A 16896-nucleotide genomic window follows, 5' to 3' on the forward strand; every position below is an offset into this window, starting at 1 on the left:
ATCACACGCGCGAACAAGCGGAGAAGCGACACGACATGGCAGTGCCTACTCCGGTCCTCACTCCGGTGATCCTGTCGGGAGGCGCCGGTACGCGCCTCTGGCCATTGTCGCGGGCGCTCAGGCCAAAGCAGTTGCTGGCGCTCGCCTCGGACCACACCATGCTGCAGGAGACCGTGTCGCGGGTCCGCCACCCGGATTTTGCCGCGCCGCTGATCGTCTGCAACCAAGAACATCGGTTCATGATTGCCGAGCAGATGCGGGCGCTCGACGTCACGCCGCAGGCGATCGTCCTGGAACCGGCGGCACGCAACACAGCGCCGGCGATCGTCATCGCCGCCCTGTTCCTGGCAGAGCGCGATCCGGACGCCGTCATGCTGGTGCTGCCTTCCGACCACGTCATCGACGGTGTCGAGAGCTTCCACACCGCCGTCGCCATCGCGCGCAGCGCCGCCGAGAGCGGCGCCCTGGTGACCTTCGGCATTCCGCCGACCAAGCCGGAGACCGGTTACGGCTACATCCGCCGGGGCAACGCGTTCGACGGCATCGAGGGCTGCTATCGGATCGACAGCTTCGTCGAGAAGCCGAGCCCGGAGACCGCTGCCGCCTATGTCGCCGCCGGCGATTATGCATGGAACAGCGGCATGTTCGTGCTGCCCGTGGCGGCATTTCTCGACGAGGTGCGGGCGCTGAAGCCGGAGATGCTGCAAGGCTGCCGGCAGGCGCTGGCCGGCGCGGTGGAGGATCTGGACTTCCTCCGGCTCGACGCCGAGGCGTTCGCCGCCATCGAGTCCGTGTCCATCGACTACGCCGTGATGGAGCGGACCGGCAAGGGCGTAATCGTCCCCGCCGACATGGGCTGGAGCGACGTGGGATCCTGGTCGGCGCTGTGGGAGATCAGCGAACACGACGCCGACGGCAATGTCACGGTCGGCGACGTGATCGCCATCGACGCGCACAACAGCTACGTCCGCGGCGACGGCAAGCTGGTGGCGGTGGTCGGCATCGACGACATGGTGGTCGTCTCCACCGACGACGTGGTGCTGGTCGCCCGCAAGGACCGCGCCCAGGACGTCCGCGACGTGGTCGAGGCTTTGAAGGCCGCCGGCCGCAACGAGCACCAGATCCACACCCGCGTGTTCCGCCCCTGGGGCTGGTACCAGGGCATCGACGCGGGGAGCCGCTTCCAGGTCAAGCAGATCTGCGTCTACCCCGGGCAGGCGCTCAGTTCTCAAATGCACCACCACCGGGCCGAGCATTGGATCGTCGTCAGCGGCACAGCCAAGGTCAGCCGCGGCGACGCCTCGTTCTACCTGACCGAGAACGAGTCCGCCTACATCCCCCACAACACCCGCCATCGCCTGGAGAACCCCGGGCGCATCCCGCTCCGCCTGATCGAGGTGCAGACCGGCGGCTACCTGGGCGAAGACGACATCATCCGCTACGGCGACCACTACGGCCGCGCCCAGCCGGACCGTGGGTCGTAGACAGCGGCGCCGACGAGGCGCTCGTCCGCGAGGCTTCGTCAGAGTGGGGCTATGGAGAAGGGGAGTTGAACAATCCATAGCTCATGCTTCGACGTCGCTCAGCATGAGGTTCTGCAATATTGAACCAGAACCTCGTATATTGCGTGCCTGTCCGGTCAAGACAGACACCCACTACATATAGAGCAAACGACGCGCCATCCCGGCGCACCGCCCAATCGGCCGCCGATGACCCTGAAGAGACATTTCATCCGAGACGAACTCCCATGACGGTGATACGAAATGCGTACGGCCCAGAGGCTTTAGGGCCGTAAGGACGTTAACAGAACGATGATCTACCCCAATGGACTGAACAAAGCGGCCGCGGTTTCAGGAGCGCGGTCGACAACCTATGAGCGGTTGTATACAGACAACCTATGAGCGGTTGTATACAAACTGCGTGAGACCAGTGCCCGGCTGCGGCGGTCCGCTGCAAGCGTTCGACATTAAGAGCGATTTGAAGCCTCCCGATTGTCGAGCAAACCTTCGCGTGATCACGGAACGCTAAACTCGCGAGCTTATGCAAAACTGCATCAACATTTTTAGAACGAAACATGAAGCTAGGCGGGTGGTCGCGGCTTTGGATCGTAATCTCGGCGCTTTATTTCGCTGCGATAGTGGTTCTTGTGTCGACTACGCTCCCGCAGGCGGAACGAGTTGCACACGCGCAAGTGTTTTACGATCGTTTATCCCCAGATGTACGGCAAAGGATACTCGCGAAGAATATCGGGGAAAGAGAGGCCGAAATACTCAAGGAAGCGCTACGGCGTGAACTAATCGAGCAAGTCGAAATGCCAAATGGGCATTTTCTCACTTTCTCGAAGGATTTGCCCGAAGGCGAAAAGGAAGACGCAGCCCGCGCGTATTGGACCGTCGTCGAGCGGACTGCTGCCGACGAGCGTTTCCAATACATAGTTAGCGCTATTGGATGGTGGATCGGTCCGGTCATTGCCCTCTATGTTATTGGATGGACCGTAGGCTGGGTCTATAGTGGATTCAAGACCCGATGACCGAGCACTAAAACAACGGCCTCAAACCGGACTGCCCCCACGCGCGGCTTGTGAGTGCCCTCATCGCTTTGCTTGGCGGCCGGATATGCCGAAGGATAGGTTGCCGTGGAACCAGCGATGACCAGTGCCATGCTGCAACGAAGGGTAACTGCCTTCGTTGCCGTATTTCACGAATACGTCAGCACTTTTGGTTCGGCCGATCTAGGTCGTGACGGTCGGCGCTATCGCAAAATCCTGTTCTTCAGCATCCTGGAGGCACTCGCGAAGGCGCGGTACCCTAAAGAACGAAGCGCGTCCGATGCTTTCTCTCGCTTCGTTGTTCAACATTGCGACTGGTCTGAGGGCGAGCGCATCAGCTTGCCCCATCTTGTTGCCGCGCTTGAGCGCACGAGTTGCTGCGCGTTCGACGACCTAAGGGGATGGGCGTATTCAGAACTCAGAGGATGGGGTAGCGGTGGACCGCTATGGCTAGACCGTGACCCTGAAAAGGCGTCGATCCAGAAGCGCTGGCCAAAGGAAGGTGGGAATTACCGAAATATCCAAGAATTAAAATTGGGTTGGACTGCTCTGCAACATAGGAACCTCATCTACCGTTACAGAAGCAAGCTGAGTCACGAGGCCCGCGAGCAGACAATGAGCTTTGAGGACGGCTTGGAACAGCGCCCGTTCTACGAGTCGATTGGCAACAATGGCAGTCCACATACGGAATGGCACCTCGTGTACCCGACCGCGTTCCTCGCCGCCGCGTGCCGCACAGGAATAGAGTCGTTGAGAGTGTGGTTACTTGCTGAGGGCAGGGATCCCTACTGTCAGTTCCCGTTCGGCCGCTTTCTGATCGAGGAGTTGAATAACCCAGATGTCCCCGTGCGCCACGAATTCTCTTAGGCCTGCGGAGTGCAATTGGCGTCAGTCCCCCTTCGTTGCAAAGGGAAAATAGATGAGATACTTAATTCTGGTCCTCCTGTCGCTCGCAGTAAGCGGGTGCGATCAGTTTTTACCTTCCGCAGGCCGCTACGCACTTTTTGAGACATCGAAACATACTGTCTACCGCCTAGACACGACAACGGGCGAGACAGAAATTATCTACTCACCAGCCGGCTGGCCAAAGCTGAGCGCCAAAACCCTTTATGAAGGTGAAGACGGGAAGACCTATGAATACCTTGGTGCAGGAAAGCTGATAGAACTAAGCGACGCGGAGGTCGCCGAACGGCTAGTCGAGAAATACGCGAAGTAAACCGGGTTCCGCTCCTCCACCGTTCCCGAAGTTTGCGGCTGCCGCTTTCAGGCCGTCGCGATGTTCCGTAATTGCGAACTGCCGCCGGCGGCCATAGTTGGCTCCTGGCTAATTGCTGCCGTAAAAAGAACGTGTGCGGTAATTCTATATGTAGTGGGTGCCTGTCTTGACCGGGTGGGCTCGGTATACTGAACCGGGCCCTCACCCTGACCCTGCCGAAGGTTGAGGCGAACGCAAAACGGGGCCGCTTGATCTTAACTCACGCTTCGTCAGGCTCAGCAAGAGGTGCTGCACTACGGCCGCGCCCAGTCGGGCGGCGGATCATAGGGCTGGCTTAACCGGCATCCTCGCGGGGTGCGAAAGTGACCATGATCCTCCGGGCTTGCGGGGAGGGGTTGTCCAGCCGCGCCGCGAAATCGAGGCGCTCGCCGGCTGACAGGACCCGGCGCGCGGGCGTCACGATCAGCGTCTGAAGCGGTTCGTCATCGGTATCGAGCAGCACGACGCGTATCAACGGGACGCTCCGATCCACGTCCTCTACGTTGGCGACGACGCCGGTCACCACCAACGTCTCGCCCGTCTCCGTTGCTTCGCGTTCCGAGGCGACATCGACGATCTGGAGGCCGGCGCCGAGCGTTTCGACGCCCAGGCCGAGCGCGCTGAAAATCCCCGCCGAGAACGGAAGCGTCGCGACGATTGGCCCGCGTGCGAAGACCAACAGTCCCGCCACAACCACCAGCGCCGCCAGGATGGAGGCGGCGATAAGCATGAATCGGCCCCGGATGCTCGACCCGCGGCTCGCAGGCTCGAAGCCGCGGCTTGAAGGCGGAGACGACAGAACCGTGGGAATGGGCTCTGGCGCGGCATCGTCCGGCTCCTCGTCTCCCGGGCCGTCAACCTCGTCGAGAGGCTCGGGAGGGCCGATGAGATCTTCCGCCCGCCTGTGCTGCTCTTGCCTCCGGTCGAAGCTGCTGTCGTCGGGAGGCCCTGGAGCCGCAGCGTCCTCACGCTCCGCCGCCCATCGGTTTGCTTCCAGCGATGCGTCGTCGGCAACGGACGGGGCGGGTCGTTCAGGAGCAGGTTCTGCATCGGCGGAGCCCCGGGACGCGCCGACGTCCCCGGCGGAGGGAGCCGCCGCTGGTTGGGCCCGGGGCCGCGAGGTTCGCGCCGAAGGCCCCGATTGCAACCATGTGTACGAGCAGTTGGAGCAGCGCACGCTCCGCCCAGCCGGTTCGATTACCGCCGCATCAACCGTATACTTCGTGGAACAGCGCGGACAGGTGATAATCATAATCGGCGGACTATACTGCGTTTTCCCGTTTATACGGGTGCGGTCGACTGAGCGCAAGGAGCGGTGGGAGGTGGACAACGACGATGCGGGCGCGGCCTCGGACCAACCCTGTCTTGCACCAGCCGGTGTGCCGGCGTGATGGCCACTGAGGCCGCTGACCATTCGGCCGTTCGCTTCGCTGGCGTCGGGCTGCGCTACGGCGCCGGACCGGACGTGCTGCACGACGTGTCATTTGCGCTGGAGGCGGGATCATTGCATTTCCTGACCGGCCCCAGCGGCGCCGGGAAGACAACGCTGCTGCGTCTCATCTACCTGGCGCTGAAGCCGACGGCGGGGCGCATCACCATGTTCGGGCACGACATCGCGGCGACCCCGCGGCATCTGCTGCCGTCGCTCAGGCGGCGCATCGGCGTCGTGTTTCAGGACTTCCGTCTGCTGCCGCATTTGTCGGCGTTCGACAACGTCGCCCTCAGCCTCAGGATCGTTGGCGCCGACGAAGCCGTCATCCGCCGGGACGTGACGGAGCTGCTGGCCTGGGTCGGTCTCGGCGACCACCTGGATGCGCGCCCGGCGACGCTGTCTGGAGGGCAGCAGCAACTGGTCGCCATCGCCCGCGCCGTGATTGCCCGGCCGCGCTTCATCTTCGCCGACGAACCGACCGGCAGCGTCGATGACCGCATGGCGCTGCGGTTGATGTATCTGTTCGAGCAGTTGAACGCCCTCGGCACGACGATCGTGGTCGCCACCCACAACCAATCGCTGATCAACCGCTTCCCGCATCCCCGCCTGATGCTGGACAACGGGCGTCTGACGCCGGCCCCGGCCCCGGCGGTTCGCCCTCGTCATCCTGTTCCCGCGCCCGACGAGCCCGAACCGGGCCGGCGCGACGCCCCGTCGTAGACGATGACGCGGCGCCGCACCCTTCCCGTGACCGACACGCCCGGCGGCCTGTTCCTGTCATGGCTGGCGGCGTTCATGATCTACGTGGCGGTCCTCTCGGTCAGCGCACTGCTGGTGTTGCACGACGCGGCGGGCGCCTGGCGGCGTGACCTGACGGCGACGGTGACCATCCAACTCGCCGCTTCGGGGGACGCCGATGCCGATGAGCAACGCGTGGCGGCGGCGCTCGAAGTCGCCCGCTCCACCCCGGGCGTCGGGCACGCCGCGGCGATGGCGGAGGAAGACGTTCTGGATCTGGTGGCGCCTTGGCTCAGTTCCCGCGCCGTCGCCGCCGATCTGCCCCTGCCGCGGCTCATCGACGTTCAGGCCGCTTCGGGCCATGAGATCGACACGGCGGAACTGGCGGAGCGGCTGCGCATCAAGGTGCCGGAGGCGGCGGTCGATGATCACGGCCTTTGGTTGAAGCGTCTTGTGAGCCTGTTTTATGCCGCCGAAGTGCTCGCCGCGTTCGTCGTCCTGCTGATCGTCACCGTCACCGTCAGCGCGGTGGTGGTGGCGACCCGCAGCGGCCTTGCGGTGCAGGTCGACACCATCGAGGTTCTCCATCTTATGGGCGCCCATGACGACTTCATTGCCCGCCAGTTCGCACGCCGCGCCGGGCTGCGGACGCTGACAGGCGCCGTCCTGGGTCTGCTGCCGGCGGTTGCCAGCGTGCTCGGCATCGCGGCGCTGGCGGCGCGACTTTCCGACGGGGCGCCCATCGGGTTTGCCTGGGAAGCATGGCATTGGGCGGCGCTCGCCGCCATGCCGCTGATCATGGCGGCTGTCGCGCATCTGACCGCGTGGCTCACGGTTCTGCAGTCGTTGAAGCGGAGCCTGTAGCCGATGCTGACGGAGAGGGCCAGACGCCGGCGCTTGGTGATCCGACTCCGCTGGAGTTTCGTCGTCGGCTGCGGCGTCGTGATGTTGTGGCTGGCGGGTTTCGCCATGTTCATGCAGGCGATGCCACAGACCATCGCCCAGCCGGACGCGCAAACCGATACCATCGTGGTGCTCACCGGCGGCAGCGATCGGGTCCGGACCGGCCTCTCCCTGTTGAGCGAGGGCAAAGCCGAGCGGCTGCTGATCTCCGGTGTCCATCGGGACGTCGACGTCCCGGATCTGCTGAAAGCCCTGCCGGCGGTTCCGACCGATGTTCGAACACGGATCGAAGCCGGTCACGGCGCCGCCGACACTGCCGGCAACGCGGCCGAGACGGCGGCCTGGATGCGGCGCAACGGCTATCGGTCGCTGCGGCTGGTCACTGCCAGCTACCACATGCCGCGGAGCCTGCTCGAATTCAGATTCCGGCTCCCCGGCGTCACCATCATTCCGCACCCCGTGTTCCCGGAGCACGTGCGTCTCGTGCGGTGGTGGCGATGGCCGGGAACGACCGCACTCCTGGTCACCGAATACAACAAACTTCTCTACGCCTGGATACGCCATCGGCTTTCCGCCGCGAGGGCTGTATAAGCCGCGCCATCATGACGATCCTGCGCTCCGCACTGTTTTTCGCGGCGGCCATCTTGTGGTCGGCCGTCCTCGCGATCGCTTTCCTGCCGCTGCTCATCATGCCGCGGCGGTGGGTGCATAAGGCGACGCGCTTCTGGTTGTGCGGCATCCTCGCCTTGGTCGCCGCGATCTGCGGGCTCCGCTATCGCGTGGCGGGCGCGGAGAACCTGCCCGCTGGCGCAGCGATCGTCGCATCGAAGCATCAGTCCGCGTGGGACACGTTCGTTTTTCATCAGGTGCTCGACGACCCGGTCTATGTGATGAAGCGCGAGCTGTTCCGGATACCGCTGATCGGCTGGTACATGCGCAAAGTCGGCAGCATCGGCATCGACCGGAACGCGCGCGTCCATGCGCTGAAGATGATCGCCCTTGATGCGAAGCGGGCGCTCGCCTCCGGGCGTCAGATCGTCATCTTTCCGGAAGGCACCCGCGTCGCGCCCGGCGACGAACGCCCCTACCGGGCCGGCATCGCCGCCCTTTACGAGGCCGCGTCGGTGCCGGTGGTGCCGGTGGCTCTCAACTCCGGCATATTCTGGGGGCGGCGCAGCTTCCGCAAACATCCCGGCCTCATCACACTCGCGTTCCTGCCGCCGATCGCCCCCGGCCTTGATCGTCGCACCTTCGCTTCGACCCTGCGTGCGCGGATCGAAGCGGAGTCGAGACGCCTCGCAGCCGAAGCCGAGGCCCAGTTGGCGCCGCACGGCCAGGCCGGAACGCACCCCGCACCGCGCCCCGTGGACAGCGAGGATAAGGTCAAACCGTCGCGTTGATTCAGAGGGATGCCGGCCGTCGCCGCGGGGATCGAATGGTTGAAACATTCCATGAACCAATGCCTTTGATCGCGGTTTCAGCGGCGCTATAGTGGGTTTCGCAAGCCATGGCGCGTCGCGTTCCACAGGCGGCAATGGCGGTTATTGCGGCGTTTTTCAGGAGTGGCGTTTTTCAGGAGTGGAGTGATCGTGATTCCCGTCGCCCCCGTGTCGCAGCAGATCTGGGACATGAAATACCGGCTCAAGTCGGTGGACGGCCGGCCGGTGGACCGGACCATCGACGACAGTTGGCGGCGGGTGGCGCGCGAACTGGCGATGCCGGAGGCGGATCCGACGCTGTGGGAACAGCGGTTCTTCGACGCCATGCAGGATTTCCGCCTGTTGCCGGCGGGACGCATCCTGTCCGGGGCCGGCTCGGCGCGCCGGGTCACCCTGTTCAACTGCTTCGTGATGGGCGAAATCCCCGACGACATGTCGGGCATCTTCGAGCACCTCCGCGAGGCGGCGCTGACCATGCAGCAGGGCGGCGGCATCGGCTACAATTTCTCGACGCTCCGGCCCAAGGGGGCGCCGGTCAAGGGTGTCGGCGCCGACGCCTCCGGGCCGCTTTCGTTCATGGACGTGTGGGACGCCATGTGCCGCACCATCATGAGCGCCGGGGCCCGCCGCGGCGCGATGATGGCGGTGATGCGCTGCGACCATCCGGACATCGAGGCGTTCATCGACGCCAAGCACCAGGCCGGGCGGCTCCGCATGTTCAACCTGTCGGTTCTGGTGACCGACGCCTTCATGCAGGCGGTCAAGGAGGACGCGCCGTGGGAACTGCGCTTCGGCGGCGTCGCCTACAAGAGCCTCGGCGCCCGCGAACTGTGGGACCGCATCATGCGGGCCACCTACGCCTGCGCCGAACCCGGCGTCGTGTTCATCGACCGCATCAACCGCCTCAACAACCTTTCCTACTGCGAACACATTTCTGCAACTAATCCGTGTGGCGAGCAACCCTTGCCGCCGTATGGCACCTGCCTGCTCGGCTCCATCAACCTGGCCCGGCTGGTGGACGATCCGTTCGGCGATGACGCCGCCATCGACCTGCCGCGGCTCGCCGATCTGGTGACGGTGGCGGTGCGCATGCTGGACAACGTCATCGACGTCTCCGGCTATCCGCTGCCGCAGCACGAGCACGAGGCCAGGGCCAAGCGGCGCATCGGCCTCGGCATCACCGGCCTCGCGGACGCGCTCATCCTGTGCCGCGCCCGCTACGGCGGCAGTTCCGCGGTGCGGCTCACGGAGATCTGGATGAAGGCCATCCAGCGCGCCGCCTATCTGGCGTCCGCCGCACTGGCCGCGGAGAAGGGCGCGTTCCCCCTCTACGACCGGGAGCGCTACCTCGCCGGGGAGACCGTCGCTCGCCTCGACGCCGACGTGCGGGACGCCATCGCCGCCAACGGCGTCCGCAACGCGCTGCTCACCTCCGTGGCGCCGACGGGCACCATTTCGCTGTTCGCCGACAACGTCTCCTCGGGACTGGAGCCGGTGTTCAGCTTCAAGTATCTGCGCCACGTCCTCCTGCCGGACGGGCGGCGCAAGGAAGAGGAGGTGTCCGATTACGCGTATCGCCTGTTCCGGCGCCTGAAGGGCGAGACGACGCGGCTCCCGGACTACTTCGTGGATGCGCAGGGGCTGTCGCCGACCGACCATCTGGTGATGCAGGCGGCCGTGCAGCAATACATCGACAGCTCGATCTCCAAGACCATCAACGTCCCCGCCGAGATCGACTTCGAGGCGTTCAAGGACGTCTACCTCCAGGCCTACGACCTCGGCTGCAAGGGCTGCACGACCTATCGCCCCAACGACGTCACCGGCGCGGTGCTGGAGGTCAGGGCGAGCTCGGCGGGCTCCTCGCTGCAACCGGAACTGCCGCTGGAAAACCCCGTGGCGCGGACGCTGCCGCAGGATCTCGGCGACTCCGGCGCCATCGTGCAGATGTTCCGGCCCCTCGACCGGCCGGAGGCGCTGCCCGGGCAGACCTACAAGGTGCGCTGGCCGGAGAGCGACCACGCCATCTACATCACCATCAACGACATCGTTCAGGACGGCCGGCGGCGGCCGTTCGAGGTGTTCATCAACTCCAAGAACATGGAGCACTACGCCTGGACGGTGGCGCTGACGCGGATGATTTCCGCCGTCTTCCGCCGCGGCGGCGACGTCGCCTTCGTGGTCGAGGAACTGAAGGCGGTGTTCGACCCGCGCGGCGGCCAATGGATGAATGGTCGCTACGTCCCGAGCCTGCTCGCCGCCATCGGCGGCGTCATCGAGACCCACATGATCGCCATCGGCTTCTTGCCGCAGCCGGGACACGGGCCAAGCGACGCGCAGGAACAGGGAGCGCGCAAGGCCGTCGGCCTCGCCGCCGACCCCCGCTTCCGCCAGTGCCCCAAGTGCGGCGCCCCCTCCCTGATCCGCCTGGAAGACTGCGACACGTGCACCAGTTGCGGTTATTCCAAATGCGGGTAGGCCGCATCGAAATCTGCTCGGTTACTCCTACGCTTGCGCCCTCATGACCGCCTTCGCGCTCGCAGGCGACACACCGGCGTCGTAGTGATGCGAGCAGCTTGTCTCGCCGTGCAGCGGTCCCCATGATGGAAGCAAGGGCCACGACAGAGAGGGACGGCGTGACGCGTCGGGAACTGAATACATACATTGCGGTCGTCAAGCATGACGGGGACTGGTGGATCGGGTGGATCGAGGAGGTTCCCGGCGTTAACTGCCAGGAATCGACACGCGAAGGCCTTCTGGAGACGCTCAAGGTGTCTTTGCACGAGGCGCTCGCCATTCATGGTGGCACGATCAGGCACCGAATAAGCGGTCAGTCGTCCCGCGCCACGCCGGGATCAGCGACGTTCTTGTTCGCAAGATCTGCCAAGACCCCGGCATTCCCCTCGTCCGATGAACGATTGAGGCTATCGCCAAAGAAAGCTCGCCGCAGAACCTCTTTGGCGATAAATGACCTGGGCAACGGATTTTGGGCGCGCGCAAGCAGGAGAGGTGGAGGGGTCGGCAGAGGAACAAATGCCGCCAACGGCCACCAAGGGCAGCGCGAATCGCCTCACGATTCCAGAGGCTTACGAGGGGGCTGCATACATTTGCATACATGTTTTGCACCCAGACGGACACATTTTCAGCGATTTCAATGGTTTGACGGCTGTGCGCCTGATCGGAATCGTGCCTCGTCGCGTTGTGCGCGAGCGTTCGCGGTTGGGCCGGGGGGCCGCCCGCGCCATGTGGCCTCTCGCTGGACAGCGGGGGGCGTTGCGGGTATGAGTGCGCTGCGGCTGGCCGCTTCGGGTGCCCGCCGATTCATTTTGACATTTTTCCGGGACGCCAGGGGAAGAGGAGCTTTCGAACATGACGGCAATCAATGAGGTCACCGCACGCGAGATTCTTGACAGCCGCGGCAATCCGACCGTCGAGGTCGACGTGGTGCTCGACAGCGGCGCCATGGGCCGGGCAGCGGTGCCTTCCGGCGCGTCCACGGGCGCCCATGAGGCGGTCGAGTTGCGCGACGGCGACAAGAAGCGCTTTGGCGGCAAGGGCGTCTCGAAGGCGGTCGCCAGCGTCAACGGGGAGATCTTCGAAGCCATTCGCGGCCTCGAGGGGGCCGACCAGATCCTCATCGACCAGACCATGATCGACCTCGACGGCACCGCCAACAAGGCCCGCCTCGGCGCCAACGCCATCCTCGGCGTCAGCCTCGCCGTGGCCAAGGCCATGGCCGAGGAAACCGACCTGCCCCTCTACCGCTACATCGGCGGCACCCAAGCGCACGTACTGCCGGTCCCCATGATGAACATCGTCAACGGCGGCCAGCACGCCGACAACCCCATCGACATCCAGGAATTCATGATCCAGCCGGTGTCGGCGCCCAGCGTCGCGGACGCCATCCGCATGGGCTCGGAGATATTCCAGGCGCTGAAGAAGGGGCTGAAGGACGCCGGCCACAACACCAACGTCGGCGACGAGGGCGGCTTCGCCCCAGGCCTGCAGAGCGCCGACGAGGCCCTGAAGTTCATCATGAAAGCCATCGAGGCCGCCGGCTACAAGCCGGGCGATGACGTCACGCTCGCTCTCGACTGCGCCGCGACCGAATACTTCAAGAAGGGCAAGTACGAGTTGGCGGGCGAGGGCAAGTCGCTCGACGCCGAGGGCAACGTCCGCTACCTCGCCGACCTCGCCGCCCGCTACCCGATCGCTTCCATCGAGGACGGCATGTCCGAAGACGACTGGGACGGATGGAAGGCGCTGACCGAGGAACTCGGCGGCAAGGTCCAGCTGGTCGGCGACGACCTGTTCGTCACCAACCCGCTCCGCCTCGCCGACGGCATCAAGCGCGGCATCGCAAACTCGATTCTTATCAAGGTCAACCAGATCGGCTCGCTGACTGAGACGCTGCAGGCGGTCGAGATGGCCCACAAGGCCCACTACACCAACGTCATCTCCCATCGTTCCGGCGAGACCGAGGATTCCACGATTGCCGATATCGCCGTCGCCACCAACGCCGGGCAGATCAAGACCGGCTCGCTGTCCCGCTCCGACCGCATCGCCAAATACAACCAACTTATCCGCATCGAGGAGCAACTAGGGTCGGTTGCGCAATATGCCGGCAAGTCGATTCTCCGCTGACCGCCACCGCTGCTCCCGGTTGCCGCCAGTGCAGCGGCGCATTCAAAGAATGCGCCAATGGGGTCTGTGCACCAGGGTGGGAAGCGAACAGATGAATGGCTCCCGTCAAGGAGTAGAGGCCACGGTAGAACGCTTTACCAAAATGTTGTAGATTGACGACGCAAATGGAGGCATGGACCGAACCGGGCCGATGAGACGCGCCAAGACGGGAAGTCTGATCGCCGAAGTCGTTCGGCGGGGCAGGTCGGTGCTGGGCCCCGCCATCGGCTTGTTCATTCTCAGTTACTTCGCGTATCACGTCGTGCACGGTGACCGCGGCCTTCTTGCGTGGCACGTCCTTGACCAGAAGGCGACCGAGGCGCGTGCGGAGTTGGCGGAAGTGCGCGCCCGGCGAGAGGTATTGGAACATCGGGTACGCTTGCTGCATCGGGAGACGCTGGATCCCGATCTTCTCGACGAGTCGGTGCGGCGCGCCCTTGGCTATGGCCGTCCCGACGAAATCATTATAAAGACGTCGCAGCGGCAACCATAAAAGGAACTCAGCCGCCGCCGAATGACTTAAGCCGGCGGCAGTTGATGGACGTGAGGGACATGGCCGAAGTCATTGCGAAACAGGTGCGGACTTTCCTCGATCAGGACGAAGTCACCCGCACGTATCGCCGATATGCGCCGTTCTATGATCTGGTGTTCGGGCCGGCGTTCCATTTCGGGCGAAAGCGGACCGTGGAGAAGATGAACAAGACCGGCGGCGCCCGCGTTCTCGAGATCGGGGTGGGTACCGGCTTGTCGCTGCCGGACTATGACCGCAGCAAGATCATAACCGGCATCGACGTCTCCGGCGAGATGCTGCGACGCGCCGATCGCCGCGTCAAGGAAGAGCGCCTCCGCAACGTGGCAGGACTCCTGCGCATGGACGCGGAACAACTCGGTTTCGCCGACAACACCTTCGACGAAGTGGTCGCCATGTTCGTCATGTCGGTGGTGCCCAACCCGCGCCAATGCCTGGCCGAGATGCAGCGGGTCTGCCGGCCGGACGGCCGCATCGTCATCTGCAACCACTTCGCCAACGGCGGCAAGTCGTTGCTGAAGTGGAGCGATGGCTTGTCTGGATGGCTGGGGTGGCGCCCCGCATTCTGTCTCGGCGATCTGTTCGGCAATACCCCCCAGCACGTCGTCTCCAACTCCCCCGTCCCCCCATTCTCCCTCTTCCGCCTGATCGAGTTGCGCAACACCGCCTGACCACTTTGTCCTCAGTGGTGAGGGACGGTGGTGGCTTGGCATCCGGACGTCAGCATTGCCGGCCGCATCTGCGCTTCGGCGCCAAGGTCACCGGACAAACCGGCCCTGGTGGCCGCTGAAGGCCGGGTGTCCTATGGCAGTCTGCGCGCGGCAGCCCGTTGCATCGCCGCCGATCTGCAGCCCGGAACGCGGGTGGCGCTGTTGTTGCCGAGCGGCGTTCCGCTGGTCGAGGCGTTTCTGGGCGCCGTCATGGCGGGAACCGCCGCCGCGGTGTTGGACCCCCGGTGGACCGACGACGAACTGGCCGCCGCTATCGCCGATGTGGAACCTGCAGTCGTCATCACCGACGCAGTGCAGCGGTCGCGGCTGAAAGGAGCGGATGTCGCGAAGGCTTTGCTCGTCGCCGCAAGTGGTAGTGGGATCCCGCCCGTCGACACCGGCTTTGAACCACCGCATGTTGCGTCGGAGGCGCCATTCTACATCGGCTTTACCTCTGGCACATCCGGGACGCCCAAAGGCTACCTCCGCTCGCATCGCTCGTGGCTGGCGTCCCTCGACGCTGCGGCTTGCGAGTTTCCGGTGGCGGTGGACGATCGGGTCCTGATCCCTGGCTCCCTCACCCAATCCATGTTTCTTTACGGGCTGGTCGAAACGCTGTCCGCCGGCGCGACGGCCTGCCTGCTCGCCCGGTTCGACGCCGGGGAGGCGCTCGCAGTGGTCGAGCGAGAGCGGGTGACGCGCCTGCACGCGGTGCCGACGATGCTGGCGAGGCTCGCCGATGCAGCCGAAGGCCGGGACGGCGCAGTTTCCGGGGTGCGGACCGTGTTGTCGGCCGGGGAAAAGCTGCCGTCGGACCTCCGCGACCGGACGCAGCGGCTGTTCCCGTCGGCGGCGATCTTCGAGTACTACGGCGCGTCGGAACTCAGTTTCGTCAGCGTCGCCCCGACTGCCGAAGGCTGGCCCGCCGAGTCCGTCGGCCGCCCGTTCCATGGCGTCACGGTCGAGATCCGTGACGACGCGGGCCGCCCGTTGCCCACGGGTGTCATTGGACGCCTGTGGGTTCGAAGCGGCATGTTGTGCTCCGGCTATCTGCGGGATGACGGGGACCAGGGGTTCCGGGTGGTGGACGGCTGGGCCACGGTCGGCGACTTCGCATGCCTGGACCGGGCCGGCGCCGTGTACCTGGCCGGTCGCGACGGCGGCATGGTGGTGATCGGCGGCCGCAACGTGTATCCGAGCGAGGTCGAGGCGGTATTGCGCGCTCTGCCGGAAGTGGCGGAGGCGGTGGTGCTGGGGTTGCCCGACCCCGTCCGCGGCCATGACCTGTGCGCCGTGCTGCGCTGGCGTAACGGCGCCACCTTGAGCGCCGCCGAACTGGCGGCCCACTGCCGACGCCGGCTCAGCGGCCACAAGTGTCCCCGCCGCTGGTTCGCCGTTCCGCAGTTTCCGGTGAGCAGCCACGGCAAGATCGCCCTTGACCGTCTGCGGGACGCGCTGCCGCAACTCGCCACCATCGCATGACCGGCGACGCTGCCGTCATCGTTGCGGCGCGGCGCGCCCCGATAGGGCGCATCGGCGGAAGCCTCCGGCATCTCGACGTGGCGGCGCTGGCGGCGCCGGTTCTGCAGGCCGTCCTTGCGGATGCACGTCTGACGCCGACGGAAGTGGACGACGTCATCCTCGGCAACGCCGCGGGTCCCGGCGGCAATCCTGGCCGTCTCGCGGCCTTGACCGCCGGCTTCCCCGTCTCGACCCCCGGCGTCACCGTCGACCGCCAATGCGGCTCCGGCCTCGAAGCCATCACCATCGCCGCTCGCCTGATCGCTGCCGGGGCCGGCGACGTGTACATCGCCGGCGGCGTCGAGAGCGCCAGCACCGCGCCGTGGCGGCTTGAACGGCCGGGTAGCCCCTATGGCGCGCCGCGCCTCTACCAGCGCGCCCGCTTCGCGCCGGATACGATCGGCGATCCGGAGATGGGCGTCGCCGCCGAGAACGTCGCCCGCCAGTACGGCATCAGCCGCGAGCGCCAGGACCGCTACGCCCTCGCCAGCCACCAGAAAGCCGTTCAGTCGCAGCAGGAGGGGCGCTTCGCCGGCGAGATCGTGCCGATGCGGGGAGCGGACGGGGCGCCGGTCAGTGTGGACGAGTGTCCGCGCGGCGACACCAGCTTCGCTGCGTTGGCTTCCTTGCCGCCGGTTTTCGTGCCGGGCGGGACGGTCACCGCCGGCAACGCGTGCCCCATCAACGACGGCGCGGCGGCGGTGGTCGTGGTCTCGGAGCGCCGCTTTCGGAAGATGCGCTTCGCGGCCGGTCTCCGCGTCATCGACAGCGCCGCCGCCGGGGTGGACCCGAACCTGCTCGGCGCCGGCCCCATCGCCTCTACCCACAAGCTGTTTGCGCGCCTTGCGGACCGCCGTCTCGCCGATGTGGACGTCGTCGAGTTCAACGAGGCCTTCGCCGCGCAGGTGCTGGCCTGCCTCGATGCCCTCGAGATCCCGCAGGACAAGGTCAGCATCGGCGGCGGCGCCATCGCCCTCGGCCACCCATGGGGCGCCTCGGGGGCCATCCTCGTCGTCCGCCTGTTCACCGAACTGGTGCGCCGACCGACCGACGCCCGCACTGCCCTCGCCACCCTCGGCATCGCCGGCGGCCTCGGAATATCCGCCCTGTTCGAGACGGCGTAAGCCGTGGTCCCCCGTCG

General features: G+C 65.4%; 15 protein-coding genes and 1 pseudogene. 14 read left to right on the top strand and 2 right to left on the bottom strand.

The genetic code is table 11. From position 1 onward, the window contains the following. Window positions 1-35 precede the first annotated feature (35 nt). The 4 genes from IPM60_10805 (at window position 36) to IPM60_10820 (ending at window position 3764) form a co-directional block, all read left to right on the top strand. Complete coding sequence (locus tag IPM60_10805; GenBank protein MBK8908366.1) at window positions 36-1484, top strand: mannose-1-phosphate guanylyltransferase/mannose-6-phosphate isomerase; 1449 nt, start codon at window positions 36-38, stop codon at window positions 1482-1484. A 590-nt stretch (window positions 1485-2074) separates the two neighbouring features. Next, window positions 2075-2530 (top strand): hypothetical protein, encoded by a 456-nt coding sequence (locus tag IPM60_10810; GenBank protein MBK8908367.1) that lies wholly within the window; start codon window positions 2075-2077, stop codon window positions 2528-2530. Window positions 2531-2647: 117 nt separating this feature from the next. After that, window positions 2648-3415 (top strand): hypothetical protein, encoded by a 768-nt coding sequence (locus IPM60_10815; protein MBK8908368.1) that lies wholly within the window; start codon window positions 2648-2650, stop codon window positions 3413-3415. Window positions 3416-3467: 52 nt separating this feature from the next. Next, window positions 3468-3764, top strand: coding sequence for a hypothetical protein (locus tag IPM60_10820; GenBank protein MBK8908369.1), 297 nt, complete (start codon window positions 3468-3470; stop codon window positions 3762-3764). 334 nt (window positions 3765-4098) lie between these two features. Here IPM60_10820 and IPM60_10825 read toward each other — a convergent pair whose 3' ends face one another. Beyond that, window positions 4099-4533, bottom strand: coding sequence for a DUF3426 domain-containing protein (locus IPM60_10825; GenBank protein ID MBK8908370.1), 435 nt, complete (start codon window positions 4531-4533; stop codon window positions 4099-4101). Between the two features lie 414 nt (window positions 4534-4947). Continuing rightward, window positions 4948-5217 (bottom strand): annotated as a pseudogene (locus IPM60_10830) (zinc-ribbon domain-containing protein). Between IPM60_10830 and IPM60_10835 the strand changes: the two are divergent. The 10 genes from IPM60_10835 to IPM60_10880 all read left to right on the top strand — a co-directional run bounded on the left by IPM60_10835 (window position 5194) and on the right by IPM60_10880 (window position 16879). Beyond that, the gene (locus IPM60_10835) at window positions 5194-5955 is read left to right on the top strand and encodes an ATP-binding cassette domain-containing protein (GenBank protein MBK8908371.1); all 762 of its coding nucleotides are present in this window, start codon (window positions 5194-5196) and stop codon (window positions 5953-5955) included. The pseudogene IPM60_10830 and the gene IPM60_10835 overlap by 24 nt on opposite strands. Before the next feature lie 27 nt (window positions 5956-5982). Continuing rightward, window positions 5983-6837, top strand: coding sequence for a cell division protein (locus IPM60_10840; protein ID MBK8908372.1), 855 nt, complete (start codon window positions 5983-5985; stop codon window positions 6835-6837). 3 nt (window positions 6838-6840) lie between these two features. Further along, the gene (locus IPM60_10845; GenBank protein MBK8908373.1) at window positions 6841-7467 is read left to right on the top strand and encodes a YdcF family protein; all 627 of its coding nucleotides are present in this window, start codon (window positions 6841-6843) and stop codon (window positions 7465-7467) included. An 11-nt stretch (window positions 7468-7478) separates the two neighbouring features. Further along, window positions 7479-8276 (top strand): 1-acyl-sn-glycerol-3-phosphate acyltransferase, encoded by a 798-nt coding sequence (locus tag IPM60_10850; GenBank protein ID MBK8908374.1) that lies wholly within the window; start codon window positions 7479-7481, stop codon window positions 8274-8276. Between the two features lie 189 nt (window positions 8277-8465). Then, window positions 8466-10790, top strand: a complete 2325-nt coding sequence (locus IPM60_10855; protein ID MBK8908375.1) for an adenosylcobalamin-dependent ribonucleoside-diphosphate reductase — start codon at window positions 8466-8468, stop codon at window positions 10788-10790. An 891-nt stretch (window positions 10791-11681) separates the two neighbouring features. Continuing rightward, complete coding sequence (gene eno / locus IPM60_10860) at window positions 11682-12956, top strand: phosphopyruvate hydratase (protein MBK8908376.1); 1275 nt, start codon at window positions 11682-11684, stop codon at window positions 12954-12956. Window positions 12957-13146: 190 nt separating this feature from the next. Then, the gene (locus tag IPM60_10865) at window positions 13147-13488 is read left to right on the top strand and encodes a septum formation initiator family protein (protein MBK8908377.1); all 342 of its coding nucleotides are present in this window, start codon (window positions 13147-13149) and stop codon (window positions 13486-13488) included. Between the two features lie 59 nt (window positions 13489-13547). Further along, entirely contained in the window at window positions 13548-14195 is a 648-nt protein-coding gene (locus IPM60_10870) for a methyltransferase domain-containing protein (protein MBK8908378.1), read from the top strand. Between the two features lie 30 nt (window positions 14196-14225). Continuing rightward, complete coding sequence (locus IPM60_10875) at window positions 14226-15716, top strand: AMP-binding protein (protein MBK8908379.1); 1491 nt, start codon at window positions 14226-14228, stop codon at window positions 15714-15716. Continuing rightward, the gene (locus IPM60_10880; GenBank protein MBK8908380.1) at window positions 15713-16879 is read left to right on the top strand and encodes a thiolase family protein; all 1167 of its coding nucleotides are present in this window, start codon (window positions 15713-15715) and stop codon (window positions 16877-16879) included. The genes IPM60_10875 and IPM60_10880 overlap by 4 nt, the downstream gene beginning before the upstream one ends. Window positions 16880-16896: the final 17 nt, after the last annotated feature.

The sequence above is a fragment of the Rhodospirillales bacterium genome (assembly GCA_016710335.1).
Taxonomy (GTDB): domain Bacteria; phylum Pseudomonadota; class Alphaproteobacteria; order Rhodospirillales; family Defluviicoccaceae; genus JADJXQ01.

Bases quoted from the DNA above. Each gene is read 5' to 3' on its own strand.
- IPM60_10810 (MBK8908367.1), top strand. From the start codon at position 2,075: ATGAAGCTAGGCGGGTGGTCGCGGCTTTGGATCGTAATCTCGGCGCTT.
- IPM60_10820 (MBK8908369.1), top strand. From the start codon at position 3,468: ATGAGATACTTAATTCTGGTCCTCCTGTCGCTCGCAGTAAGCGGGTGC.
- IPM60_10870 (MBK8908378.1), top strand. From the start codon at position 13,548: ATGGCCGAAGTCATTGCGAAACAGGTGCGGACTTTCCTCGATCAGGAC.
- IPM60_10835 (MBK8908371.1), top strand. From the start codon at position 5,194: ATGGCCACTGAGGCCGCTGACCATTCGGCCGTTCGCTTCGCTGGCGTC.
- IPM60_10815 (MBK8908368.1), top strand. From the start codon at position 2,648: ATGACCAGTGCCATGCTGCAACGAAGGGTAACTGCCTTCGTTGCCGTA.
- eno (MBK8908376.1), top strand. From the start codon at position 11,682: ATGACGGCAATCAATGAGGTCACCGCACGCGAGATTCTTGACAGCCGC.
- IPM60_10850 (MBK8908374.1), top strand. From the start codon at position 7,479: ATGACGATCCTGCGCTCCGCACTGTTTTTCGCGGCGGCCATCTTGTGG.
- IPM60_10825 (MBK8908370.1), bottom strand. From the start codon at position 4,533: ATGCTTATCGCCGCCTCCATCCTGGCGGCGCTGGTGGTTGTGGCGGGA.
- IPM60_10880 (MBK8908380.1), top strand. From the start codon at position 15,713: ATGACCGGCGACGCTGCCGTCATCGTTGCGGCGCGGCGCGCCCCGATA.
- IPM60_10865 (MBK8908377.1), top strand. From the start codon at position 13,147: ATGAGACGCGCCAAGACGGGAAGTCTGATCGCCGAAGTCGTTCGGCGG.
- IPM60_10805 (MBK8908366.1), top strand. From the start codon at position 36: ATGGCAGTGCCTACTCCGGTCCTCACTCCGGTGATCCTGTCGGGAGGC.
- IPM60_10845 (MBK8908373.1), top strand. From the start codon at position 6,841: ATGCTGACGGAGAGGGCCAGACGCCGGCGCTTGGTGATCCGACTCCGC.